Origin of the sequence: Streptomyces sp. NPDC047017, assembly GCF_040644175.1 — a bacterium.
In the GTDB taxonomy this organism is placed as follows: Bacteria; Actinomycetota; Actinomycetes; order Streptomycetales; family Streptomycetaceae; genus Streptomyces.
Genome location: NZ_JBEYVW010000023.1, coordinates 58,850 through 82,288 on the forward strand (window position 1 = coordinate 58,850; position 23,439 = coordinate 82,288).

The 23,439-nt window shown below is 73.4% G+C and carries 21 protein-coding genes; 6 read left to right on the top strand and 15 right to left on the bottom strand.

Annotated elements, in window-relative coordinates:
* Positions 1–27 precede the first annotated feature (27 nt).
* The 11 genes from mpaP to ABZ858_RS31350 form a co-directional block, all read right to left on the bottom strand.
* A complete protein-coding gene (gene mpaP, locus ABZ858_RS31300) occupies positions 28–1,683 on the bottom strand; it encodes a daptide biosynthesis intramembrane metalloprotease (RefSeq protein ID WP_361386171.1) in 1,656 nt (551 codons plus the stop codon).
* Complete coding sequence (locus tag ABZ858_RS31305; protein ID WP_361386174.1) at positions 1,680–2,423, bottom strand: ABC transporter permease; 744 nt, start codon at positions 2,421–2,423, stop codon at positions 1,680–1,682. Before ABZ858_RS31305 ends, mpaP begins: the two co-directional genes overlap by 4 nt.
* Positions 2,416–3,150, bottom strand: coding sequence for an ATP-binding cassette domain-containing protein (locus ABZ858_RS31310; RefSeq protein ID WP_361386177.1), 735 nt, complete (start codon positions 3,148–3,150; stop codon positions 2,416–2,418). Before ABZ858_RS31310 ends, ABZ858_RS31305 begins: the two co-directional genes overlap by 8 nt.
* Positions 3,147–3,344 carry a hypothetical protein gene (locus tag ABZ858_RS31315; protein ID WP_361386180.1) on the bottom strand — a complete coding sequence of 66 codons (198 nt, stop codon included), beginning with the start codon at positions 3,342–3,344 and terminating at the stop codon, positions 3,147–3,149. Before ABZ858_RS31315 ends, ABZ858_RS31310 begins: the two co-directional genes overlap by 4 nt.
* A gap of 92 nt (positions 3,345–3,436) precedes the next feature.
* Entirely contained in the window at positions 3,437–3,601 is a 165-nt protein-coding gene (locus ABZ858_RS31320; RefSeq protein ID WP_361386183.1) for a daptide-type RiPP, read from the bottom strand.
* A gap of 18 nt (positions 3,602–3,619) precedes the next feature.
* On the bottom strand, positions 3,620–3,790 hold the full coding sequence (locus ABZ858_RS31325) for a daptide-type RiPP (RefSeq protein ID WP_361386186.1): 171 nt from the start codon (positions 3,788–3,790) through the stop codon (positions 3,620–3,622).
* A gap of 86 nt (positions 3,791–3,876) precedes the next feature.
* The gene (mpaC, locus tag ABZ858_RS31330; RefSeq protein WP_361386190.1) at positions 3,877–5,055 is read right to left on the bottom strand and encodes a daptide-type RiPP biosynthesis dehydogenase; all 1,179 of its coding nucleotides are present in this window, start codon (positions 5,053–5,055) and stop codon (positions 3,877–3,879) included.
* Complete coding sequence (mpaD, locus tag ABZ858_RS31335) at positions 5,052–6,320, bottom strand: daptide-type RiPP biosynthesis aminotransferase (protein WP_361386193.1); 1,269 nt, start codon at positions 6,318–6,320, stop codon at positions 5,052–5,054. Before mpaD ends, mpaC begins: the two co-directional genes overlap by 4 nt.
* Complete coding sequence (gene mpaM / locus ABZ858_RS31340) at positions 6,317–7,123, bottom strand: daptide-type RiPP biosynthesis methyltransferase (protein ID WP_361386196.1); 807 nt, start codon at positions 7,121–7,123, stop codon at positions 6,317–6,319. Before mpaM ends, mpaD begins: the two co-directional genes overlap by 4 nt.
* Before the next feature lie 5 nt (positions 7,124–7,128).
* On the bottom strand, positions 7,129–8,217 hold the full coding sequence (gene mpaB / locus ABZ858_RS31345) for a daptide biosynthesis RiPP recognition protein (protein WP_361386199.1): 1,089 nt from the start codon (positions 8,215–8,217) through the stop codon (positions 7,129–7,131).
* 30 nt (positions 8,218–8,247) lie between these two features.
* Positions 8,248–9,216 (bottom strand): LLM class flavin-dependent oxidoreductase, encoded by a 969-nt coding sequence (locus tag ABZ858_RS31350; protein ID WP_361386202.1) that lies wholly within the window; start codon positions 9,214–9,216, stop codon positions 8,248–8,250.
* A gap of 260 nt (positions 9,217–9,476) precedes the next feature.
* Between ABZ858_RS31350 and ABZ858_RS31355 the strand changes: the two genes are divergently transcribed.
* Both ABZ858_RS31355 and ABZ858_RS31360 read left to right on the top strand, forming a co-directional pair.
* A complete protein-coding gene (locus ABZ858_RS31355) occupies positions 9,477–10,574 on the top strand; it encodes a glycosyltransferase family A protein (protein WP_361386205.1) in 1,098 nt (365 codons plus the stop codon).
* 51 nt (positions 10,575–10,625) lie between these two features.
* Complete coding sequence (locus tag ABZ858_RS31360) at positions 10,626–11,552, top strand: Cof-type HAD-IIB family hydrolase (RefSeq protein ID WP_361386208.1); 927 nt, start codon at positions 10,626–10,628, stop codon at positions 11,550–11,552.
* A gap of 98 nt (positions 11,553–11,650) precedes the next feature.
* Here ABZ858_RS31360 and cydD read toward each other — a convergent pair whose 3' ends face one another.
* The 3 genes from cydD to ABZ858_RS31375 are packed head-to-tail and all read right to left on the bottom strand — an operon-like array spanning position 11,651 to position 17,751.
* The gene (gene cydD, locus ABZ858_RS31365; RefSeq protein WP_361386215.1) at positions 11,651–15,169 is read right to left on the bottom strand and encodes a thiol reductant ABC exporter subunit CydD; all 3,519 of its coding nucleotides are present in this window, start codon (positions 15,167–15,169) and stop codon (positions 11,651–11,653) included.
* A 50-nt stretch (positions 15,170–15,219) separates the two neighbouring features.
* The gene (gene cydB / locus ABZ858_RS31370) at positions 15,220–16,224 is read right to left on the bottom strand and encodes a cytochrome d ubiquinol oxidase subunit II (protein ID WP_361386218.1); all 1,005 of its coding nucleotides are present in this window, start codon (positions 16,222–16,224) and stop codon (positions 15,220–15,222) included.
* Between the two features lie 18 nt (positions 16,225–16,242).
* Positions 16,243–17,751, bottom strand: coding sequence for a cytochrome ubiquinol oxidase subunit I (locus ABZ858_RS31375; RefSeq protein WP_361386221.1), 1,509 nt, complete (start codon positions 17,749–17,751; stop codon positions 16,243–16,245).
* 212 nt (positions 17,752–17,963) lie between these two features.
* On the opposite strand from ABZ858_RS31375, the gene ABZ858_RS31380 reads away from it, so the two are divergent.
* Positions 17,964–18,338, top strand: a complete 375-nt coding sequence (locus ABZ858_RS31380) for a cyclophilin-like fold protein (RefSeq protein ID WP_361386224.1) — start codon at positions 17,964–17,966, stop codon at positions 18,336–18,338.
* 72 nt (positions 18,339–18,410) lie between these two features.
* Here ABZ858_RS31380 and hisC read toward each other — a convergent pair whose 3' ends face one another.
* Complete coding sequence (hisC, locus tag ABZ858_RS31385; RefSeq protein WP_361386227.1) at positions 18,411–19,490, bottom strand: histidinol-phosphate transaminase; 1,080 nt, start codon at positions 19,488–19,490, stop codon at positions 18,411–18,413.
* A gap of 419 nt (positions 19,491–19,909) precedes the next feature.
* On the opposite strand from hisC, the gene ABZ858_RS31390 reads away from it, so the two are divergent.
* The 3 genes from ABZ858_RS31390 (at position 19,910) to ABZ858_RS31400 (ending at position 23,379) form a co-directional block, all read left to right on the top strand.
* Positions 19,910–21,022 (top strand): LacI family DNA-binding transcriptional regulator, encoded by a 1,113-nt coding sequence (locus ABZ858_RS31390; RefSeq protein ID WP_361386230.1) that lies wholly within the window; start codon positions 19,910–19,912, stop codon positions 21,020–21,022.
* 198 nt (positions 21,023–21,220) lie between these two features.
* Positions 21,221–22,324, top strand: coding sequence for a metallophosphoesterase (locus tag ABZ858_RS31395; protein WP_361386233.1), 1,104 nt, complete (start codon positions 21,221–21,223; stop codon positions 22,322–22,324).
* A 182-nt stretch (positions 22,325–22,506) separates the two neighbouring features.
* A complete protein-coding gene (locus ABZ858_RS31400) occupies positions 22,507–23,379 on the top strand; it encodes a hypothetical protein (RefSeq protein ID WP_361386236.1) in 873 nt (290 codons plus the stop codon).
* Positions 23,380–23,439 lie beyond the last annotated feature (60 nt).

Sequence of the window (23,439 nt, forward strand, 5' to 3'; positions counted from 1 at the left end):
TTCTGGGCGCTTCCGGGCTCTTCCGGGTCAGCGCCAGGCCGGAGCGAGGTAGGTGAGGTAGAGCCACTCGCCCAGCGGGCGGGTGCCTGCGGCCACATGGGCCGTGCCGGTGCCGTCGGGCAGCGCGCCGCGCACGGTCACCGGGACGCGGTAGGCCGGTACCGGGACGCCGTCACCCACCCGCACCGGGACGAACGCCGACAGCGGCGCCGTACCGCGCACCGCGTGGGCGTCGTCCACCCGCGCGGTGCCGATCCGCTCCCGTGTGACCATGCCGCGCCGCACGAGGGCCACCTCGGCGCCCGCGCGCAGCGCCTGCCGGTCCGCGGCGTCGGACAGCACCAGCGTGGTCCGGCCGTGCTCGCGCACATAGCCGCCGGTGACCTGGTACGGCACGGTGACCAGCGTGGCGGCCGCGGCCGCCGCGCCCGCCAGCAGCAGCCACACGGCGATCAGCCGTCCCCGGCGGGCACCCGCCGCGGTCGCCTCCCGCACCAGGGCGCGCCCGCCGGCCCACGCCCGGTACGCGAGCCAGCCGGCTCCGGCCACGACCAGGGCGGCGCCGACGAGACCGGTGCCCTGCAGCAGGTCGAGCCAGAGCGCGCAGGCCAGCGCGACGAGGTACAGCGGGAAGGCCATGCAGGCCAGTCCGAACGGCACCGACCAGCGCAGCCGCGGGAGTTCGCGCCGGTAGGCGCCGCCGCCGAAGAGCAGCCGGGCCAGGAAGCGGCGGGCGTCCGTCATCGTCCGGTCCCGCAGATGCGGCACGTCCAGGTGGGTCATCAGCGCGATGTAGCCGTCGAGCTTGACGAACGGCAGCGCGTTGAGCAGTGATGTGACGTACGTCGACGCCGCGAACACCAGGGCCGCGTCCCGCACCCCGGGCGAGGGCACCACGGCCGCGGCGAGCGCCGCCGAGCCGGCGATCACGGTCTGGGTGACGATGCCGGCCAGGGCGACCTGCACCCGCTGCCTGCGGTGCGGCAGCCGCCAGCCGTCGGAGACGTCGCAGAAGAAGGCGGGCGTGAGGTAGAAGAGCATCACGCCCATCCGGCTGGGCCGCCCTCCGTGGTAGGTCAGGACGGCGCCGTGGCCCATCTCGTGCAGGGCGGTGGCCACCACCGAGGCGCAGGCCAGAGCGAGCAGCACCGTGAGCGGCAGCGGCTCGCCCAGCGCCCGGTGCGCCGCGGGTGCCTGCACCGCGAGGGCCACCAGTCCGCCCACGGCGAGCAGCAGCCCGAGGACGGCGCCGGAACGGCCGGCGAGCAGGCCGATCGGCCCGGCCAGCCGGCGCAGCAGCCGCTCCGGCCTGAGCACGGTGAACTGGAAGGTCAGCGGCGGCACGAACTTGAACCAGGTGCCGCTGTGCCGGCGCGGGATGCCGTCGTCCAGCAGTTTCTTCTGCCGCAGGCTCGCCACCGCCACGCCGACGTGCCCGGCCGTCCACGGCGGTCCGAGGGTCTCGGCCAGTCCGGCGTGGTCGTGCGCGCCGTCCAGGACGCGCAGCAGCCGCACCATGTCGCCGCCGACCCGGATGTACTGCTGCGCGCCGCGCTGCACCACCCAGGGCGCGCCCTCGGTGATCGGCTCGTGCAGCCGTACGTCCGGGGCGAGGCGGGGCCGTTCGAGCAGTTCCGGGCGCGTGGGCGCCGGGGCCGCACGCTCCTTCAGCAGGGATCTCACAGCACGTCCCGGGAGAGGAACACCTTGCGGGCGACGGCGTACGCGGCGGCCAGCCAGGCCGCGATGACGACGAACGCCCACGGCTCGGAGAGCAGTTCGGGCTTGCCGTCGCGGTAGACCGAGCTCATGGCGATGGTCAGGGTGAACCTGCCGACGGCCGGCAGCACGCGCAGCAGCGCCTCGTCCACGAACAGCGTCAGCCCGAGCAGGGTGGACACGGCGGCGGCCTGGTTGCGGATCGCCCAGCCCAGCAGCACGCCCCAGGGCGCGCCGAGCACGGTGACCACGAACACCCCGGCCAGGGTCAGGGTCGTCTCCCGCGTCCACACCGGGTGATGCTCCGTCCCGGCGAGGAACACCCAGGGGGACACGGCGGCGCAGGCCACCGCGAGCAGGCCGAAGAGCACACCCGCCGCCGTGCCGGCGGCCAGCTTCGCCGTCAGCAGCCGGGATCGCCCGCCGCCGAGCAGCACCGAGCGGCCGATCGCCCCGGACTGGTACTCGCGGGTGACGCACACCGCGCCCAGCAGGGCGGAGAACAGCAGCAGCATGAACCAGGAGCGCACCAGCTGGTCGGTGACGGCCGACGCGTCGGTGGTGCCCTTGGCGATGTCCTCGTCGGCGGTGGCGGCGAAGCCGCTGCTCGCCAGGACGCCGAGGGCCACGCCGATCAGGGCCAGGGACCACCAGGCGCGGCCGGTCCAGGTCTTCGCCCACTCGGCGGCCAGCAGATCACGCATGGACGGCCTCCCCGCCGTCGGCCCCGGCCAGCTCGAAGAAGCGGTCCTCCAGCCGGACCTCACCGCCGCGGGTGAGGTCGGCGAGGGGGCCGCTGTAGCGCAGGGACTTCTGGATGATGACGACGTCGTCGACGGTCTGCTCGACCTCCGCGAGGAGGTGGCTGGAGATCAGTACCGTGCGGCCCTCGTCGGCGAGCGACCTGAGAAAGACGCGCAGCCAGCGGATGCCGTCCGGGTCGAGGCCGTTGGCGGGCTCGTCCAGCACCAGCAGTTCGGGGTCGGCGAGCAGCGCGGACGCCAGGGCGTGCCGCTGCTTCATGCCGGTCGAGTACCCCTTGATCTTCCGGTCGGCCCGGTCGCCGAGGCCGACCCGTTCCAGGACCTCGTCGACCCGGCGGGCGGGCAGCCCGAGCATGCCGGCCCAGATCTTCAGGTCCCGGCGTCCGGTGACGCCGGGCAGCGCTCCGATGCCGTCCATGCTGACGCCGATCCGGTGGGCGGCTTCGGGCAGTTCGGCGTAGGGCCGGCCGAAGACGGTGGCGCTGCCGGCGGTCGGCGCGGCCAGGCCGAGGAGCATGCGCAGTGTGGTCGTCTTGCCGGCGCCGTTGCGTCCCAGCAGTCCCACGACGCGGCCGGCCCGTACGTCGAAGGTGACGTCCTCGACGGCGGTGACCGGGCCGTAGGTCTTGGTCAGCCCCTGGCATGCGGCGACGGCGGCGCCGCTCATGACTTCCTCGACGCGAGGACGTTGCGCGTGATCGCGGCGACGCAGCCCAGCAGGCCGAGCGTGCACACGCCCTGCCCGACCAGGGCCGCCGTCCCGTGCAGGGAGAGCTGGCTGAGGGAGAGACCGACCACCAGAAGCGGAATCAGGTAGGCGATCTTCTGGTTGGAGTTGAACCATGCCTGGGGGTTCGACATTGTGTTCCTTCCGGAAAAGCCCGGTTCCGGGCGGTCAGCTGCCCGCCCGGAACCGGTGATGATGTCCTGCTGATTCCGGTTCGGTGACCGGATCAGGTGACGGCGACGGCCGAGGCCACACCGCCGTACACGGCACTGACGGCGACCGAGACGGTCACCCCGTCCTTGAAGTTGGACCAGAACCCGGGGGCCTCCATGGCCTCCAGCTCCTGCATGTCCAGCTCCAGCGCGGACAGGTCCTTCAGGTTGTCCTGCATGACTTCACCTCCTTGTGATCACGTGATGACGGTGGCGACGACGCTGTACGTCACCGCACCGCCGACGCCTGCGCCGCTGATGTAGCCGGTGACGGACCAGAAGCCCGGGGCCTCCATGGCCTCCAGCTCCTGCATGCCCAGCTCCAGCGCGGGCGCGATGTCCTGCGTGGTGGTCTCCATGGCCTGCATGTCGATTCCCCCCTTTCCCCGTGTCGTCGTGCGTGGTGGCATCCGGTGCGCTCCGCGGACGGAGGCGCCGGAAGTCTGTGTGCCGCTCAGGCGGCGGCCGGCCGCGGTGTGCGGACGGCCTGCCGGATCAGGTCCGCCAGGTCCGCCGCGGACAGTCCGTCCAGCATCGGCAGGCCCGCCCCCCAGGCCCGTACGGCGCGGGCGGCGACGGCGTCCGGGGCGGTGGCGTCGGCGGTGATCCGCCGGTCCACTCCCCAGGCGTCGATCAGCGCGGCGATGCCCGCCGCCGGGTCCGCGGGCAGCCCGGCCGGTCCCGCGGTGCGCAGCAGGCTCCACAGCCGGGCCAGCCGCCGCGCCGATCCGAGCCGGGTGTCGCCGGCCGCGACGGCCCGCCACAGCGGCGGCCACAGGGCGGCGATCGCGGTCATCTTGCGCAGCCCCAGGGCCGACGAGAGCTCGTTGGCGAGGTACCAGCCCTTGCCGGCGTACGGCGCCCGTCCCAGCACCACCCAGCCGGCGTGGCTGAGTCCGCTCACCTTGGCGATCTCCGCGCGCACCGCGTCGCCGGGCGCCCGGACGAGTTCGTCGCCGAGCCGCACCGTGCGCAGGGCCAGCGCCTCGGCCAGCGCGTCCTCGGTCGGCAGGTCGCGGTGGTCCCCGACGTACAGTCCGGCGATCCGGAACAGGACCTCCAGCACGCCCTCGGCCCTCAGCCCGTCCGGCAGGGAGGCCGTCGCGACCGGGTCGACCACGGCGGCCTCCGCCCGGAGCACGCCGCCCATGACCAGCCGCTTGCCCTGCGGGGTGTCCAGGCAGGCCACCGCGCTGGTCTCCGACCCGGTGCCCAGGGTGGTGGGCACGGCGACCAGCGTCGGCCGGGGCGCCGCCGCGGGTGGCAGCAGGATCAGTCCGCTGCGCTGCGGCACCTCCAGCCGGGCCCGGGAGCGCGGGTCCGACCGCAGCAGGACCGCCAGCTTGGCCCGGTCCAGCAGGGAGCCGCCGCCGACGGCCACGACCAGAGCGCCGAGGCGGCCGGCCAGCCCGGTGAGGCCGGGCAGCCCGCCGGGTCCCGTCACGACGACGGTGCCGGTGTCGGCGCGCCCGGCGCGGGCGAGCTGCTTCCGTATCCGCGCGACGATCTCGGCGTCCGCGACGGCGGGGTCCACCAGCAGGGTCGTGGAGCGCTCGGACCGCCCGGTGAGCCAGGGGGCGAGGCCGTCGCAGCCGTACATCATCAGCGTCGGGCTGTGCCAGCCGGAGGTCATGCCCGCACCCCCGCCCCGAGGAAGGCGTCGAGTCCGGCCCGTACGCAGCCCATCAGTTCGCGCAGTTCGCCGTCGGTGCAGACGAGGGCCGGGAAGAGCTGGACGCCGTGCAGTCCCGGGTGGACGAGGGCGCCGGCGTCGCGGATCGCCGACACCAGGCCGGGCACCTCGCCCTGGGGGAGCGGGCCGCCGTCCGGGCCGGCCACGCGCACCGAGCGGAAGCAGCCGAGCCCCGTCGTCGCGGTCACCCGGTGGTGCTCGGCCACGAGCCGGTCGAGTTCCCCGTCCAGCAGACCGGCGAGCCGGCGGCCGCGGGCCACGGCGTCCAGGCGGCGCATCTCGTCCATCGTGGCCACGATGGCCGCGCAGGTCACCGGCGTACCGGCCTGGGTCTCGCCGTGCGACAGCACCGCCCCGGCCTCGTCGAACACCGCCGCCACCGCCCGCGAGACGACCGCGACGGCCGCCGCGGAGGTGCCGTTGGTCAGTCCCTTGGAGGCGATCAGCACGTCCGGCGGTGCGGGCCAGCGGTCGGAGGCGAAGAAGTCGCCGGTGCGGCCGAAGCCGGTGGCGACCTCGTCGGCGACCAGCAGGAAGCCGTGCTCCTCGCGCAGCCGCAGCAGTTCGGCGACGTACGCCGCGGTCAGCGGTACGGCGCCGGTGCCGAGGACCGGTTCGACGACCACGGCGGCGATCTGCCCGCCCTGCCGTGCCAGGAGTGCCGCCAGCTCGGCGGGCTCGTTGGGCGTGACGTGCCGGACCAGGCGCTGGTCGACGCCGTACAGCTGCTGCCCGAGGTCGTCGCCGGTCAGCGCGAAGCCGCCGAACGTCAGCCCGTGGTAGCTGCCGCGCAGGCCGACCACGACCTTGCGCCGCTGCTCGCCGCGCAGTGCGTGGTGGTGCCGTGCCAGCTTCATCACCAGGTCGTTGGCGGCACCGCCCGAGGTGGAGAACAGCACCCGGCTGTAGTGGTCACGGCCGCACACGTCGAGCAGGGCCTCGGCGGCCCGGCGGGCGTAGGCGTTCTCGTAGCGGAAGACGCTCAGGTAGGAGGCGTCCCGCAGGGCCTGCGCCGCGGCGTCCGCGATGACCGGATTGCCGTAGCCGAGGTGGGTGTTCCACAGTCCGCTGGAGCCGCACAGCAGTTCCCGTCCGTCGGCGAAACGGACCCGGACGCCGTGCGCGGCCACCGCGCACAGGTCGTCGCGGCCGTGGTCGGCGGGGCCGAGCAGCGAGGGCCACAGGGCGGTCGCACGGTGGTTCATGCCGCCGCCTCCGCTTCCAGCAGGACGTCACGGTGGCGCCAGCCGCCGGCGGGCAGCGGGTGGCGGGCCGTCACCGGCAGCCCTGCGGCGGCCAGTTCGGCGGCCAGCCGGTCGGCGGGCAGCACGCCCACCGACGTGGTGCACACGCTCACGGGTCCGCTGTCCGGCAGTTCGGCCGGGAAGACGGTGACCACGCGGGTGGGGCCGCCGGGCGGCCAGTGCTCGTGCATCCGGTAGCCGCGCCCGCTGGCGCCGACGACGTCGATCACGGCCTCGGCCTCGGTGCCGCCGTCGGCGAGGTCGTCGACGGTGGAGAGCAGGAACCGTCCGCCGGGGGCGAGATGGTCCCGCACACAGGCGTACAGGCCGGCCCGGCCCGCCGCGTCGAGCAGGGAGACCGAGGTGGTGCCGAGCACGACGACAGCGAAGCGGCGGCCGAGGTCGAAGGCGCTCATGTCGGCCCGCACCGGCGTGCACGCGTTCCGCAGCCGGGCCGGCGCCTGCGCGAGCCGGTCCCCCAGCAGCGCGAGCATCCCGGCCGACAGCTCCAGCGCGGTGACCTCCCGTCCCAGCGCGAGCAGGGGAAGGGTCAGGCGCCCCGAACCGGCCGCCAGCTCCAGCACGTCACCCGGCGTCCCGCGGACCAGGCCGACCAGCTCGCGCACCTCGTGCGTGTCGCGTACGGACACATCGTGGTACACGGACGCGCCGACCTCGTCGTACACATCGTGCAGGACGGCCCTGTCGCCCAGGCCGGCCAGCAGCGCCCCGGCCCGCCCGGGCACCCGCACCGCGGTCCTCACGGCGGTCACCTGCCCGCACCGGCGAGTTCGCCCGCCACCAGCGGCACACCGGCACCGGCGAAGAACGCGGCCACCTCGGTGAGCGGGCCCTCCGCCACGGAGGGCGCGGCAGCCGCCTCGGCCGGCGAGCCGTGCACCAGCAGGGCCTCGGCCAGGCGGCCGGCGGCGAGGCTCACCTGGAAGGTGCGGCCGGCCAGGGGGCTGTGCACGTACGCGGCGTCCTCGGTCCACAGCAGCAGCGGCAGCCGGGCGTCGGCGAGATCGCGGCCCTCGGTGTCGAGGCCGGGCAGGAGGCGGCCGCCGAAACCGGAGACGCGGACGTCCCCGACACCGCGGGCGCGCAGTTCGCGCACCGCGTCCAGCGCGGCCAGGCAGCGGCCGGCCCAGGGCCGGCCGGCCAGGGCACGGGCCCGTACGTCCTCGGGCACCGCGCCGCCGAGGGCCACGGCGCAGGGCGCGGCGCTGCGCGCGTTCGCCTGTTCCCAGCCGGCCACCACGTCCGCGAAGCCGTCCCCGAGGGCGCCCAGGGGCAGTCCGGCCGGGGAGAGGGACAGTGCCCCGTCCGCCGTGACGTACAGCCGGGTCCCCGGCCCGTCGCCGTCCGGGCCCGCGCCCAGTGCGCCGACGTCGGCCGGCTGAACGGCGGGGTCGGTGGCGAAGGACGGGAAGACACCCTCGGCGCGGGCCCGGTCGGCGTCCGCGAGGAACGCCTCGAAGTCGGCCTCCTCGAAGATCCGGACCAGGGTGGCGCCGATCACCGACATGTAGGCGGAGGTGGCGTAGTCCTGGGACTGGAGGAAGAAGGAGTCGTCCAGGGAGAGGTCGCTGCCGGGTTCGGCGAGCGAGCCGTCGTAGCCGATGACGAGCGGGCCGGTGCCGCGCTCCTGGTCGTACCGGCCCGGGACGAACACCACGGAGTCCGCGTCCACCAGGTCCGAGGCCAGGAGGTCGCCGAGGTGTCCGGCGTCCTCCAGGACGACGGTCGCGGTGGCCGTCCGGCCCGCCGCGCCCGTGCCCGGCCCGCGTCCCGTTCCCCAGGACATCAGGCTCCGCCGTGCCCGGGAAAGCCGGGCCGCGTTCGCGTTCTCTGTCATCTCCGCCCCCTTGAAGTCACGAGTCACGAATCACGCGGGTCGGGCGACCGCGGCCAGAATCGTCTTGAGATCGTCCATGGCGGCCTTCGCTCCATGGGCATTGAACACACCGGTGAGATTGAGGATGATTTCGTCCACCCCCGCCTTCCGGTATTCGTCGAGCCGCGCGACGATGTCCCCGACATCGCCGTGCGCGAAAGCACCGCCCTCGACCATGCGCCGGGCCGCATCCGGCAATTCCATTCCGGCGATGTCGATTCCCGCTTTGCGCAGCATGTCGATGTAATGCGGTGCCCGCATGTGCGGGGAATTGCTGGCGAGCACCATCTCGTGCGCCTCGCGCTCCGGCCGGGCCAGCGCCACCGGCACGATCGCCGCGAGCCGCGGCACCGGGCGCTCCCCGGCCGCCGCGCCCTCCCGCAGCGCGGGCAGCACCGTGCCCTCCAGGTAGGAGGCGGGTGTCAGCCAGGTGATGGCCACGTCCGCGATCTCCCCGGCCAGCCGTGCCATGGCGGGACGCAGCACCCCCAGCCCCAGTTCGACGCGGGGTGCCACGGCCGGGGTCATCCCGGCCCGGCAGGAGTAGTACTCCCCCTGGAAGTCCACCGTCCGCCCGGCGAGCAGCTCCCGCACCACGGTCAGGTACTCGCGGACCGCGGTCAGCGGGCTGCGGTACGGCGCGCCGAGCAGACTCGCCTGGAACGACCGCCCGCCCGGACCGAACCCGGCCACGACCGGCTCCCCCGTGGCCATCGCCAGCGAACGCGCCTGGTGCGCGGCCTCATAGGGATGGCGCAGCGGCATCAGCGTGACACCCAGCCCGGTCGGTATCCGGAACCCGGCACCGGCGGCGGACACGAACCCCTGGAAGGGCTCGATGTTCATCGCCTGCCCCTGCCACAGCCGACGGGCCCCGGTCCATTCCACCAGAGCGGCGTACGGCAGCAGCTGTTCCGGCCGGCGCGGCAGGAACGGCATGAGCACCGAGTACTCGGTCATGTGTCCCCCGAATTCGTTCACATTCCGTGCCGGGCTGCTCGGACCCGGCACGGAAAATACTGCTGACTTCTCCCGGGAAGCGCCTCCCTCGCGGGGCGGGAATCGCCCCCGTCCCGGGTCGGGGACCGACCTGGACGGAGGGGGAGGGAACGAACGGCACGGAATTCCACCGGCCCGCTGCGCATACGATCCGGAGCCACGGCCCGGCACCTGCCGCCCGGGTCCCCCGCCGCCCGTCCACCCGAGCGAAAGGCTCCGCCATGCCGCGCGTCACGGTGATCTGTCCGACGTACAACCGGAGCACCGCCCTGCGGCGGACCCTGGACTCGGTGCGCTGCCAGTCGGTCCGCGACTGGGAGCTGCTGGTCGTCTCGGACGGCAGCACGGACGACACGGACGCGGTGGCCCGCGCGGCGGCGCGCGAGGACCCCCGGGTCCGCCTGATCCGCACGGAGCGCCACGGTCACCCCAGCGGGCCGCGCAACGCCGGCCTGGCGGAGGGCCGGGGTGAGGTGGTGGCCTACCTGGACCACGACGACCGGTGGCGTCCGGACCACCTGCTCACCGTCCTGACCGCCGTGGGCACCGGGGCGGAGCTGGTGGCCACCGGACACCAGTCGCACGACCGGCACGGCAGGGTCACGGCGGTGTCCGAGCCGCTGGGCCTGTGCTGGCACCCGGAGTTCCAGGTGCTGGCCCCCATGTTCGAGCCCTCGCGCGTGGCCCATCTCCGGGGCCTGGCCGAGCGGGCCGGCGGCTGGCGCGCCGGCCCCGGCCTGGAGGACTGGGACCTGTGGGTGCGGATGGCGGACAGCGGTGCCCGCTTCACGACGGTCACCGCGCCAACGGCGCTCCTGCTGGACGACACGGCCACCCGGCGCCATCGCACGGCCCGCCCGCACCGCCTGCCGCTGGCCGAGTTCGACGATCCGCGCCGGGCGCGGGCGTTCGTGTCCCAGCTGAACGATCCGCTGCACGACGAGGAGTTCCGCGCCGCCTGCGAGGCCGACCTGCGGGCGTGGTTCCGCCGTCTCCTGGACACCCCGGACTTCGTCCTCCCGCTCGACCGGCCGGACGTCCGGGACACCGGCGTCCTCGACACGGAGATCGCCCGCCTGGTCCGTGCCACGGCTCCGCTCTGGCCGGATCTGGTCGTCGTGCCGCGCCGGGGCGGCGCCGTCGTGGCCCAGCGGCTGTGGTGCGCCACGACCGCCCACGCCACGCGGATACGGGAGCTGGCCCGCCGCAGCCATGCCCGGCAGTTCGCCCTCCTCGCCGAGCTGGCGGTACGGCCCGCCCGGGACTCGGCCCCCGACGGGGGGCTCGCCGTGGAAGCCACCGCCCGGCCGACGACGTGACCGGGACGGACCCCGCCGGAAGTACGCGGTCCCGCACACCCGTGCGGGCATATGCGGAACAATGACCCGGTGACCTCAGTGACCCGACAGCCCGAGCCCCCGGCCTCCCCCCAGCTCGCGACCTCGCCGGCTCCGGGGGGTGCCCCTTCCGTGCCGCCGCGGCTGATCGCCACCGATCTTGACGGAACGTTGCTGCACGACGACCAGTCGGTCTCGCCCCGCACGGTCGCCGCGCTCGCCGCCGCCGAGGAGGCGGGCATCGAGGTCTTCTTCGTCACGGGCCGCCCGGCCCGCTGGATGGGGGTCGTCAGCGACCATGTGCACGGGCACGGCCTGGCGATCTGCGGCAACGGCGCCGCCGTGGTCGACCTGCACGGCGGCCCCGGCGCCCACCGTTTCGTGAAGGTGCGCGAGCTGGCCCGGGAGAACGCCCTGGAGACCGTGCGGCTGGTGCGCGAGGCGGCGCCCGGCACGGTGTACGCGGTCGAGCAGACGTACGCCTTCCACCAGGAGCCGGACTATCCCCGGCTGCACATGGAGGTGCCGGACACGCTCGCGCCCGCCGCGGAGCTGCTGGCACCGGACGGTGCCGCCGCCGCGCAGCCGATCCTGAAGATCCTCGCCTCGCATCCGACGCTCGACCCCGACGCGTTCCTCACCGTCGCCCGCCTCGCGGCCGGCCCGCGCGCCACCATCACCCGGTCCAGCCCGAGCGCCCTGCTGGAGATCAGCGGCCCGGAAGTCTCCAAGGCCAGCACCCTCGCCCTGTGCTGTGCCGAGCGCGGTATCTCGCACGAGGAGGTCGTCGCCTTCGGTGACATGCCGAACGACGTCGAGATGCTCACCTGGGCCGGCCAGTCCTACGCCATGGGCAACGCGCACCCGGCCGCCGTCGCCGCGGCGACCGGACGGACCGCGGCCAACAACGAGGACGGGGTCGCACTCGTGATCGAACGGCTCCTGGGGGAGCGGCGGTAGTTCCGGCGGTGGCGCCGGCTGTGTAGGCCCAGCGTGGTACTTCCGCGCCACCGCGTCCATCGGCATCTCCGCTCCCGCTGCTCCCACCAGCCCCTCCGCTACCGCGCGCCCACCAGTCCCTGGGACGCCGCCTCCCGTTCGGCCGTCCGTCGCAGCGGGCCGTCCACCGCGGCCAGTTCCGCGTACGGGCCGCGCTGCACCACCCGGCCGCCGTCCAGCACGATCACCTCGTCCACGGCCTCCAGGCCGGCCAGCCGGTGCGTGATGAGCAGGGTCGTACGGCCCTCGGTGGCGGCCAGCAGGTCGGCGGTGAGGGCGTCGGCGGTCGGCAGATCGAGGTGCTCGGCGGGCTCGTCGAGGACCAGGACGGGGAAGTCCGCGAGCAGCGCCCGGGCCAGGGCCAGCCGCTGGCGCTGGCCGCCGGACAGCCGCGCGCCGTGCTCGCCGATCAGGGTGTCCAGCCCGTCGGGCAGGGTGTCCGCCCAGTCCAGCAGCCGGGCCCGGGCGAGCGCGTCCCGCAGTGCGGGCTCGGTCGCGTCCCTCTTCGCCAGCAGCAGGTTCTCCCGCACCGAGCTGTCGAACAGGTGCGCGTCCTGGGCGCACAGGCCGACGAACCGTCGTACGGCGTCGCCGTCCAGGGCGCGGGCGTCGGTGCCGCCGAGGGTGTACGAGCCGTCCGCCGGGTCGAGGAAGCGCAGCAGGACCTGCGCGAGTGTCGTCTTTCCGGCGCCGGACGCGCCGACCACGGCGACCCGGCGCCCCTCGTCGAGGGTCAGGTCGAGACCGGTGAGCGCGTCCCGGTCCTGCTCCGCGTGCCGGGCGGTCAGTCCCCGGACAAGGAGCGGGAACGGGGTCGCGGGCACCGGCCGTGCCCGTCCCGGTCCGGGCTCGCGGACCGGGACGGGGGCGTCCAGGACCTCGTGGACGCGCTGCGCGCTGCGCCGCACCCGCTGGCGGTACTGCGCGGCGAGCGGCATGCCGAGGACCGCCTCGAAGGCGGCCGGCGGGGTGAGCACGACCACGGCCAGGGCCACTCCGCTCAGCCGTCCGTCGAGCACCGCCCGGGCGCCGGCCAGGGCGGACGCGGCGACGGTCAGTCCGGAGAGCAGGGCGGTGAGCCCGTCGCCGAGCGCGGTGGCGGTGGCGGCGCGTGAGGCGATCCGGGTGAGCACCGCGTCGGCCTGCCGGGTGGCCCCGAGGCGGGCGGGCAGGGCGCCGGCGACCGTCAGCTCGGCGGTGCCGGTGAGCAGGTCGGCGACGCGGGTGGCGAGGACACCGCGCGCGGGGGCCAGCCGGTGTTCGGCGCGCCGGGCGACGGCACCGGTGACCAGCGGGACCCCCGCGCCGGCCGCCAGCAGTCCGGCCGCGAGCACCGCGCCGGCCTCGGGCAGCAGCCAGGCCGTGAAGGCGACGGAGGCGGCGGACACCATCACCGCCGTCCCGGCGGGCAGCAGCCAGCGCAGCCAGTAGTCCTGCAACGCGTCCACGTCCGCGACGAGCCGCGACAGCAGGTCGCCCCGGCGCACCCGGCGCAGCCCGGCGGGCGCCAGCCGCTCCAGCCGCCGGTAGACGGCCACCCGGGTGTCGGCCAGCATCCGCAGCACCGCGTCGTGCGACACCAGCCGTTCCCCGTACCGGAAGACGGCCCGGCCGATGCCGAAGGCGCGGGTCGCCGTCACGGCGACCATCAGATAGAGCACGGGCGGGTGCTGCGAGGCCCGCGAGATGAGCCATCCGGAGGTGGCCATCAGCCCCACGGCGCTGCCCAGGGCGAGGCTGCCCAGCAGCAGGGCGAGGGCGAGGCGGCCGCGCCGGGGACCGGACATCGCGCGGACCCGGGCGAGGGTGCCGCGTACGGCCGGCGCGGTGGCGCTCCCGGGGCCTACCGGGGGCGCGACGGCTGCCACCACCGGCGCGCCGGTCCCGTACGGCCGGGTGTCGCCGGGCACGGCCGCCGCACCCGCCGCGCGGGCCGGCTCCGTGCCGTCCAGCCGCACCACCCGGTCCGCCAGGTCCAGCAGGGCGGGCCGGTGCGCCACGAGCAGCACCGTGCGTCCGGCGGACAGCCGCCGTACCGCCTCGACGACCTCGGCCTCGGTCGCCCCGTCCAGGGCCGCCGTCGGCTCGTCGAGCAGCAGGACCGGCCGGTCGGCGAGGAAGGCCCGGGCGAGCGCGAGGCGCTGGCGCTGCCCGGCGGACAGCCCGGCTCCGTCCTCGCCGAGCACGGTCAGCGTCCCGGCCGGCAGGGCGTCGACGAACTCCAGCGCGCCGGCCCGGTCCAGCGCCTCGCGCAGCGCGGCGTCGTCGGCGTCGGGCCGGGCCAGCCGTACGTTCTCGGCGATCGTCCCGGCGTACAGGTGAGGGCGCTGCGGCACCCAGGCGATGCGGGAGTGCCACTGCGCCAGGTCGGCGCCGGCCAGGTCGGCGCCGCCGACGCGGACCCGGCCGGCGGTGGGCCGGACGAAACCGAGCAGCACGCTCAGCAGCGTCGACTTGCCCGCACCGCTCGGTCCGACCAGGGCCACCGTCTCCCCCGGCCGCACGGCGAAGGACACCTCGGTGACGGCGTCGGCGGACCGTCCCGGGTAGCGGACGCTCACGTCCTCGAAGGAGAGGGTCCCGGTGGGGACGGCTTCCGTACCGGCCGGCGGCACCGGAGTCTCCAGCACGGCGAAGATCTCCTCCGCCGCCGCCAGCCCCTCCGCCGCCGCGTGGTACTGCGCGCCCACCTGGCGCAGCGGCAGATACGCCTCGGGCGCGAGCACCAGGACGATCAGGCCGGTGTACAGGTCCATGCCGCCGCTGACCAGCCGCATGCCGATGGTCACGGCGACCAGGGCCACGGACAGCGTGGACAGCAGCTCCAGCGCGAAGGACGACACGAAGGCGATCCGCAGCGTGCGCAGGGTCGCGCGGCGGTACTCGTCGGTGATGCGCCGGATCGACTCGGCCTGCGCCTTGGCCCGGCCGAACACCTTCAGGGTCGGCAGGCCCGCCACCACGTCCAGGAAGTGCCCGGAGAGCCGGGACAGCAGCCGCCACTGGCGGTCCATGCGGGACTGCGTGGCCCAGCCGATCAGCATCATGAAGACGGGGATGAGCGGCAGGGTGGAGACGATGACGGCCGCCGACACCCAGTCCTCGGTGACGATCCGCGCCAGCACCGCCACCGGGACGACCACCGCGAGCCCCAGCTGCGGCAGGTAGCGCGAGAAGTAGTCGTCCAGGGCGTCGATGCCCCGGGTGGCCAGCGCGACCAGCGAGCCGGTCCGCTGTCCGCCGAGCCATCCGGGACCGAGTCCCGCCGCGCGCTCCAGCAGCCGGCCGCGCAGCTCGGACTTGACCGCCGCGCTCGCCCGGTGCGCGGCCAGTTCGGTGAGCCAGGACACCAGTGCCCGGTCGCAGGCCACGGCGACCAGCAGCAGGAGCGGTGTGCGCAGTGCACCGGCCGTCATCCGGTGCTGGAAGGCGCCGACCACCACCTCGGCGACGAGCATGGCCTGGGCGACGACCAGGCCGGCACCGACCGCCCCGAGGCCGACGACGGCCAGCAGGAAGAACCGGGTGGCCCGGGCGTGACGCAGAAGACGCGGATCGATCGGTTTCACGTGAAACATGCCCTTCGGCCCAGGGGGTGTGTTTCACGTGAAACACACCCCCGGTGGACTCAGTGTGCGGTCTCGGCGAGGTGCTGGGTGCCGATCCGCTTGCGGAACACCCAGTAGGTCCACGCCTGGTAGAGGAGCACGACCGGGGTGGCGATCCCCGCGCACCAGGTCATGATCCTCAGCGTGTACGGGCTGGAGGAGGCGTTGCTGACCGTCAGGCTCCAGTCGGCATCGAGTGTGGAGGGCATGACGTTCGGGAAGAGCGACAGGAAGAGCATCGCCACGGCGGCCACGATGGTGAGACCGGACAGCGCGAACGACCAGCCCTCGCGCCCGGCCTGATTGGCCACCAGCGCGGCGACCAGGGCGGCGACCGCCACGACCAGCGCCACCAGGCTGCGGCCGTTGCCCGACTGGGCCTGGGTCCACAGCAGGAAGGCCAGCGCGAGGACCGCCGTCACCAGGCCCAGACGCAGGGCCAGCCGGCGCGCCCGTTCCCGGATCTCACCGACGGTCTTGAGCGCCGTGAACACCGTGCCGTGGAAGGTGAACAGGGTCAGCGTGACCAGGCCGCCCAGCAGCGCGTACGGGTTGAGCAGGTCGCCCAGGCTGCCGGCGTACTCGAAGTTCCGGTCGATCTTGACGCCTCGCACGATGTTGCCGAAGGCCACACCCCACAGGAACGCGGGGATCAGCGAACTCCAGAAGATCGCCGTCTCCCAGTTGCGCTGCCAGTTCTCCTCGGGCCGCTTGGCGCGGTACTCGAAGGCGACCCCGCGCACGATCAGGCAGACCAGGATGGCCAGCAGCGGCAGGTAGAAGCCGGAGAACAAGGTGGCGTACCACTCCGGGAAGGCGGCGAAGGTCGCGCCGCCCGCGGACAGCAGCCAGACCTCGTTGCCGTCCCAGACGGGGCCGATCGTGTTGATCAGCACCCGCTTCTCGGGCCGGTTCCGGGCGAGCAGCTTGGTGAGGACGCCCACCCCGAAGTCGAAGCCCTCCAGGAAGAAGTAGCCGGTCCACAGGACGGCGATCAGGACGAACCAGACGTCGTGCAGTTCCATGACGGTGTCTCCCTCGGCCTAGTAGGAGAAGGCCATCGGCTTGTCGGCGTCACGTGCCTCGCCGCCGATCTTCGTGGGCGGGTTGAGGTCGGCCTCGGTGAGTTCGGGCGGGCCGCCCTTGACGTACTTGGCCATCAGCCTCACCTCGATGACCGCGAGCACGGCGTAGAGCAGGGTGAAGACGGTCATGGAGGTGATGACCTCGCCCTGCGAGACACCGGGGGAGACCGCGTGCCGGGTCTGCAGCACGCCGTAGACGGCCCACGGCTGGCGGCCCGTCTCGGTGAAGATCCAGCCCCAGGAGTTGGCGATCAGCGGGAAGGCCAGGGTCCAGACGGCGACGCGCCAGTACCAGGTGGTCAGCCACGGGCCGAGCGCCTTGTTCCGGAACAGCACCAGGTGCGGCACCTCGTCCTCGCCGACCCGCAGGTGCTGCGGCAGCAGAAACTTCTTGCGGGTGAGCCAGAGCCCGGCCAGGCCGATGGCGAAGGACGCCATGCCGAAGCCGATCATCCAGCGGAAGCCCCAGAAGGCGACGGGGATGTTGGGCCGGTAGTCGCCGGGTCCGAACTTCTGCTGCTCGGCCTTGTTGACGTCGTTGATGCCGGGGACGTAGGAGCTGAAGTTGTCGTCGGCCAGGAAGGACAGCAGGCCGGGTATCTCGATGGCGACCGAGTTGTGGCCCTTGTCCACGTCGCCGTAGGCGAAGACGGAGAACGGCGCGGGCTGCCGGCCGTCCCACAGGGCCTCGGCGGCGGCCATCTTCATCGGCTGCTGCTTGAACATGACCTTGCCGAGGGTGTCGCCGCTGATCGCGGTGAGCAGGCCGGCGGCGACGACCGTGACCAGGCCCAGCCGCAGCGAGGTCTTCATCACACGGATGTGCTTCTTGCGTGCCAGGTGGAAGGCGGCGATGCCGACCATGAAGGCGCCACCGGTCAGGAAGGACGCGGAGAGGGTGTGGAACGCCTGGCTCAGGGCGGTGTTCTGGGTCAGCACGGCCCAGAAGTCGGTGAGCTCGGCGCGCCCCTTGGCCTTGTTGATCCGGTAGCCGACGGGGTGCTGCATCCAGGAGTTGGCCGCGAGGATGAAGTACGCCGACAGGATCGTGCCGATCGAGACCATCCAGATGCACGCCAGGTGGATCTTCTGGGGCAGCTTGTCCCAGCCGAAGATCCACAGGCCGATGAAGGTGGACTCGAAGAAGAAGGCGATCAGCGCCTCGAAGGCGAGCGGGGCGCCGAAGATGTCGCCGACGAAGCGTGAGTAGTCCGACCAGTTCATGCCGAACTGGAACTCCTGCACGATGCCGGTGACGACACCCATGGCGATGTTGATCAGGAAGAGCTTGCCCCAGAACTTGGTCGCTCTGAGGTACTTCTCCTTCTCCGTGCGCACCCAGGCGGTCTGCAGCCCGGCCGTCAGCGCGGCCAGCGAGATCGTCAGGGGAACGAACAGGAAGTGGTAGACGGTCGTGATGCCGAACTGCCAGCGCGCCAGTGTCTCCGGCGCCAAAGCCAGGTTCACGTCGTCACTCTCCTTACGTCGCCGGATCGGACGGCGGCGGTTTGCCCTGATGTGTCCTGCACAACAAGGCAACAATCGGACTCGCTTGTGAACGCGTTCACATTCACAAGCAATTATGACGTACCGATTCTCAGCCCGGCACCGGGGGGTCCCCCTTCGCCTTCGCGTCAGCCTCTTGGCAAGAACTTCAACAGCTTGTTGAATTGCGCGGCATGCAGATACGGATCTCCTGGCCCGCCGGCCAGCTCATCGCGCAGCTCGACGACACCCCCACCACCCGGGCCCTCGCCAAGGAACTGCCGCTCGTCTCCACCGCCCGCACCTGGGGCGAGGAGGTCTACTTCGACACCGGCGTCCCGGTTCCACGGGAAACCGACGCCCGGCAGGTCGTCGAGCCCGGCACGGTCGTCTTCTGGACCGACGGCGACGCGCTGGCCCTCCCCTACGGCCCCACGCCCATCTCGCAGGCCGACGAGTGCCGCCTCGCGAGCCCGTGCAACGTCCTGGGCCGGATCGACGGCGACCCCCGCCGCCTGGCGACGGTCCGCGACGGCGACCCCGTCCGCGTCGAGCCGGTGAACGACTGAGGGCCCGTCCGGCGGGCCGGGTCACGAAAAGACCACACCGCCGGACAGGCCCCGAAGGAGCGCGGAGGCCGCTCACCCCTCCTTGCGGAACACCTCCGCCGCCTTCAGGAAGATGTCGTTCGCCTCCGCCTCACCGACGGTCACCCGCACACCCTCACCCGGGAACGGCCGCACGACCACGCCCGCCTGCTGACAAGCCTGGGCGAAGGCGACCGTGCGCTCCCCCAGCCGCAGCCACACGAAGTTGGCCTGCGTCTCGGGCACCGTCCAGCCCTGCGCGCGCAGCGCGTCGACCACGCGCGTGCGCTCGCACACCAGCGAGCCGACCCGGCCGAGCAGCTCGTCCTCGGCGCGCAGCGAGGCGATCGCCGCCTCCTGCGCCAGCTGGCTCACGCCGAACGGCACCGCCGTCTTGCGCAGCGCCGCCGCCACCGGCTCATGGGCGATCGCGAAGCCCACCCGCAGCCCGGCCAGCCCGTACGCCTTGGAGAACGTGCGCAGCACACACACATTGGGCCGCTCGCGGTAGAGCATCGCGCCGTCAGGCACCTCGGGGTCGCGGATGAACTCGCGGTACGCCTCGTCCAGCACCACCAGCACATCGCCGGGCACCCGGTCGAGGAAGCGTTCCAGCTCGGCCCGCCGCACCACCGTGCCGGTGGGGTTGTTGGGGTTGCAGACGAAGATCAGGCGGGTGCGGTCGGTGATCGCGTCCGCCATCGCGTCCAGGTCGTGCACGTCGCCCGGCGTCAGCGGCACCTGCACCGAGGCCGCCCCGCTGATCTGGGTGATGATCGGGTACGCCTCGAAGGACCGCCAGGCGTAGACGACCTCGTCGCCGGGTCCGCTGGTGGCCTGGATCAGCTGCTGGGCGACGCCGACCGAGCCGGTGCCGGTGGCGATGTGCGCGGCGGGCACCCCGAACCGCTCGGCCAGTTCCTCGGTCAGCTCGGTGCACGCCATGTCCGGGTACCGGTTGAGGGAGGAGGCGGCGGCCGTCACCCGCTCCATGACACCGGGCAGCGGCGGGTAGGGGTTCTCGTTGGAGGACAGCTTGTACGCCACCGGGCCGCCGGCCGTGGCGGGCCTGCCGGGCTTGTAGCTGGGGACACCCTCCAGCTCGGCGCGCAGCTTCGGGTTGGTCTCGCTCACCGCAGTCCTCCTCGTGAACACCACCGTCTTCAATACTGCATACCTTATGAGGATTGAGCGCCGCTGCGTATGGGCCGGGAGCGATCGAACCGACGAGCACCGACCCCCTCGGACACTCCGGCATCCGGGGCATCACCGTACGAATCCGAACGAACAAGGGGGCGCGACTCACATATATCTACGCGCCGGTGGCTCGCGCCGTGGCGCGCATCCCCCGTGCAGGTGAGTTGAGACCTCTTCGAGACCTCGGGGGCTCGGCAGGCACGCGGGCGCCCCCACATCACCTCCTAGTGCTACATCACCTAACTAGCTTGATTTCTTAGGCAGTTGGACCCCTATGACCATGCAGAAACGTGCCTGTCAACGCGTGCATATGCGTCCGCACTACCCCACTGCGGGAGCCCTACTATCGGCTCGCCATGACAGCAGCAGGGAAGCATCAGGTGAGCCGCGCGGAAACCTCTCGTCGAGGCAGCCGGCCGAGCCGGGCGGGCATCAGAGACGTGGCCGCCGCCGCCGGGGTCTCCATCACAACCGTCTCCGACGCCCTCAACGGCAAGGGCCGGCTCCCGGACGCCACCCGCCGCCATGTCCGCGAGGTCGCCGACCGGCTGGGGTACCGCCCCTCGGCCGCCGCCCGAACCCTCCGTACCGGCAAGTCGGGCCTGATCGGCCTGACCGTCACCACGTACGGGGATGAACCTTTCACCTTCACCGAGTTCGCGTACTTCGCCGAGATGGCCAGGGCCGCCACCTCGGCCGCGCTCGCCCGCGGCTACGCGCTCGTCATCCTGCCCGCGACCTCGCGCCACGACGTGTGGTCGAACGTCGCCCTGGACGGCACGGTCGTCATCGACCCCTCCGACCAGGACCCGGTCGTCAGCGAGCTGGTCCGGCAGGGACTACCGGTGGTCAGCGACGGCCGCCCGGCCGGCGCGCTCCCGGTCACCGCCTGGGTCGACAACGACCACGAGGCCGCCGTCCTCGACATCCTCGACCACCTCGCCGAGGCCGGCGCCCGCCGCATCGGCCTGCTCACCGGCACCACGACGGACACGTACACCCATCTGTCGACCACCGCCTACCTGCGCTGGTGCGAGCGCGTCGGCCAGGACCCGGTGTACGAGGCCTATCCCGCCCACGACCCGTGCGCGGGCGCCGTCGCCGCCGACCGGCTGCTGGCCCGCCCCGACCGGCCGGACGCCGTCTACGGGCTGTTCGACCCGAACGGCACCGACCTGCTCGCCGCCGCCCGCCGCTACGGGCTGCGCGTCCCCGAGGACCTGCTGCTGGTGTGCTGCAGCGAGTCCACGGTGTACGCCAACACCGAGCCCCCCGTCACCACGCTCTCCCTTAAACCGCGCCGCATCGGCACGGCGGTGGTCCAGCTCCTCATCGACGCGATCGAGGGAGTCGACTCGGACCACCCGGTCGAGCAGGTCATACCGACCGAGCTGATCGTGCGCACGTCCTCGCAGCGGCGCCCGCCCCGCACGACCGTCAGCCCCCCGCGCTCACCCGAGGAACAGTAGCGACGGCCCGTCGTGCGACCGCCGAAGACTGCCCAATCGGGGCGAAAGCCGCGGTGAACCAGGGTCCCGTTCCGATTCACCACCCCTGGGTCATCACACGGCGCGATCCGCATTCCTATGATGGGCGCACGACACCGCGGGCCGCTGCGACCAGGCAGTCCGAAGCGGTGCAGAGGCGGCGCGATGGTGGAGGGGTCGATGACTCAGGGGGCCGGTCAGGGACCCGAGGTGGAGCGGACGGCGACGCTGCGCGACTTCCGGGTGCCCGCGTATGTGAACGAGGCCGGTCCGTACCCCGCCGGCCCGCCCTCCGCCCAGACGGTGCCACCACCTCTAGAGGAGGGCGGCCCGGCGGTGGACGAGGGCTATCCGGACGCGTACACGCCCACCCAGCGCGACCTGCCGGTCCTCCAGCGCGCGGACACGGTCCAGGTGGCCGTGGACCCGGCCCCCGCGCCCGTCCAGCAGCAGCCCCCGGCCGGTCCCGGCCCGCTGTACGTCGTCGGTGACGTGCACGGCTATATCGACCAGCTGGTCGCCGCGCTCCAGGAGCAGGGCCTGGTCGACGCGGCGGGCCAGTGGTGCGCGGGCACCGCACGGCTGTGGTTCCTCGGCGACTTCACCGACCGCGGCCCGGACGGCATCGGCGTCATCGATCTGGTGATGCGGCTGTCCGCCGAGGCGGCCGCGGCCGGCGGCTACTGCAAGGCGCTCATGGGCAACCACGAGCTGCTGCTGCTCGGCGCCAAGCGGTTCGGCGACACGCCGGTCAACTCCGGCGCGGGCACCGCCACCTTCCAGGCGGCCTGGCTGCTCAACGGCGGCCAGAAGTCCGACATGGACCGCCTCCAGGACCACCATTTGCAGTGGATGGCCCGCCTCGACGCGGTCGAGGAGGTCGACGGCTATCTGCTCGTGCACTCCGACACCACCGCCTATCTCGACTACGGCGACTCGATCGAGGCGGTCAACGACACCGTCCGCGAGACCCTCACGCGCAACGACGCGGACGAGTGCTGGGACCTGTTCCGCAAGTTCACCAAGCGCTTCTCCTTCCGCGACGAGGGCGGCGCCGACGCCGTGCGCTCGCTGCTCGATACGTACGGCGGCACCCGTATCGTTCACGGCCACAGCCCCATCCCGTACCTGCTGGGCGAGGTCGGCTCCGAGGAGGGCGACGAACCGGCGGCCCCGGTGGTGGAGGGACCGCACATCTACGCCGACGGACTGGCCATCGCCATGGACGGCGGTGTGACCATGGCCGGAAAGCTGCTGGTCCAGCAACTTCCCCTGGACGCCTGACCGTTCCCCGAGCAGGCTGGTGACGCCGGGCCCGCGCGCGGCTCCGCCGCCAATTTGTGAAAACCCCCTGTCACCGCGCGCCGTCGCGGCTCTACCATCGGCTTACCCGTAGCAGGCTCCCCTCCGTTTCTGCCCGACGGCTCGCCGCCGTGCGAGCCCCAAGCCCTACGGAGCATCGGGGGATGCACATGAACAGCGTTCCGCAGCACCTGCTGAGCGAGGACCGCCGGGAATTCGAGCGGATCCTCGATGAGGCGCTGCGCTCCGCCCCGTACCGTCCGGAACCGGCCGCGGTCGGACAGCGGCTCACCACCGAGCAACTGCGCACCATGGCACTCAGCGCGACCGCCCTGATCACGGCGGCCGCGGCGACCGAATACCAGCACTACGTCGAGGTCCGCGAGGAATCACGCCGCCCGGCGCCCGCCGTCCCGTCGGCCGCCCGCGACGCCACGCCGGACGGTACGGCCGGTGCGGCCGGTGCGGGGACGGAACCGGCCGCCGGCCCGGAGGAGACCGGCGGGGCCGACGGCGCGGGAGCGGCCGCCGTGGTCGCGGTCCTCGCCCCCGTCCTCGCCGGGATCGCGGCCGCTGTCTTCCTCCTCGTCGGCTACCTCCTGAAGTTGCTCGACCCGGCACCGGCGTTCGCGCGGACCCTGATCACCGCGGGCTGGGTGTTCGGCGCCGTGACCGCGGCCGCGATCCTCATCGCCGGCGGCGGACTGCTGGCCACCGCCCTGCGCAACCACCCGGCGCCCGGCACCGGTCCCTACGGCGCGCTCGGCGAGGAACTCGCCCGGGCCAGGGACGCCTGGCACAAGGCGCTGCTCGAACGCGGCATCCTGCCCTTCCTGCACGACGCGCTCGCCGCCCCGGGACCCGCCCCCGCGCACCGCGCGGACCCGGCGGCGCCCGACGGCCGCATCCCGCACCTCGGCTACGGCCGCCCCGGCTTCAGCAGCCCCGACGCCGGGGCCCCGGGCCCGCGCCCGAGCTTCTCCAGCCCCGACTTCAGCAGCCCGGACTTCGGGGGCCCGGACCACCGGCCGGAGTGAGCGGTCCACGCCCCCGTGCGGAAGCCGGACCTGACGGCCGGCGCCGAGCGCCCCCGCCCT

What these genes read in the sequence shown, in the direction of transcription:
- ABZ858_RS31305 (WP_361386174.1), bottom strand. Translation starts at nt 2,423, where the DNA reads ATGCGTGATCTGCTGGCCGCCGAGTGGGCGAAGACCTGGACCGGCCGC.
- ABZ858_RS31310 (WP_361386177.1), bottom strand. Translation starts at nt 3,150, where the DNA reads ATGAGCGGCGCCGCCGTCGCCGCATGCCAGGGGCTGACCAAGACCTAC.
- ABZ858_RS31315 (WP_361386180.1), bottom strand. Translation starts at nt 3,344, where the DNA reads ATGTCGAACCCCCAGGCATGGTTCAACTCCAACCAGAAGATCGCCTAC.
- ABZ858_RS31320 (WP_361386183.1), bottom strand. Translation starts at nt 3,601, where the DNA reads ATGCAGGACAACCTGAAGGACCTGTCCGCGCTGGAGCTGGACATGCAG.
- ABZ858_RS31325 (WP_361386186.1), bottom strand. Translation starts at nt 3,790, where the DNA reads ATGCAGGCCATGGAGACCACCACGCAGGACATCGCGCCCGCGCTGGAG.
- mpaC (WP_361386190.1), bottom strand. Translation starts at nt 5,055, where the DNA reads ATGACCTCCGGCTGGCACAGCCCGACGCTGATGATGTACGGCTGCGAC.
- mpaD (WP_361386193.1), bottom strand. Translation starts at nt 6,320, where the DNA reads ATGAACCACCGTGCGACCGCCCTGTGGCCCTCGCTGCTCGGCCCCGCC.
- mpaB (WP_361386199.1), bottom strand. Translation starts at nt 8,217, where the DNA reads ATGACAGAGAACGCGAACGCGGCCCGGCTTTCCCGGGCACGGCGGAGC.
- ABZ858_RS31350 (WP_361386202.1), bottom strand. Translation starts at nt 9,216, where the DNA reads ATGACCGAGTACTCGGTGCTCATGCCGTTCCTGCCGCGCCGGCCGGAA.
- ABZ858_RS31355 (WP_361386205.1), top strand. Translation starts at nt 9,477, where the DNA reads ATGCCGCGCGTCACGGTGATCTGTCCGACGTACAACCGGAGCACCGCC.
- ABZ858_RS31360 (WP_361386208.1), top strand. Translation starts at nt 10,626, where the DNA reads ATGCGGAACAATGACCCGGTGACCTCAGTGACCCGACAGCCCGAGCCC.
- cydD (WP_361386215.1), bottom strand. Translation starts at nt 15,169, where the DNA reads ATGTTTCACGTGAAACCGATCGATCCGCGTCTTCTGCGTCACGCCCGG.
- cydB (WP_361386218.1), bottom strand. Translation starts at nt 16,224, where the DNA reads ATGGAACTGCACGACGTCTGGTTCGTCCTGATCGCCGTCCTGTGGACC.
- ABZ858_RS31380 (WP_361386224.1), top strand. Translation starts at nt 17,964, where the DNA reads ATGCAGATACGGATCTCCTGGCCCGCCGGCCAGCTCATCGCGCAGCTC.
- ABZ858_RS31390 (WP_361386230.1), top strand. Translation starts at nt 19,910, where the DNA reads ATGACAGCAGCAGGGAAGCATCAGGTGAGCCGCGCGGAAACCTCTCGT.
- ABZ858_RS31395 (WP_361386233.1), top strand. Translation starts at nt 21,221, where the DNA reads ATGACTCAGGGGGCCGGTCAGGGACCCGAGGTGGAGCGGACGGCGACG.
- ABZ858_RS31400 (WP_361386236.1), top strand. Translation starts at nt 22,507, where the DNA reads ATGCACATGAACAGCGTTCCGCAGCACCTGCTGAGCGAGGACCGCCGG.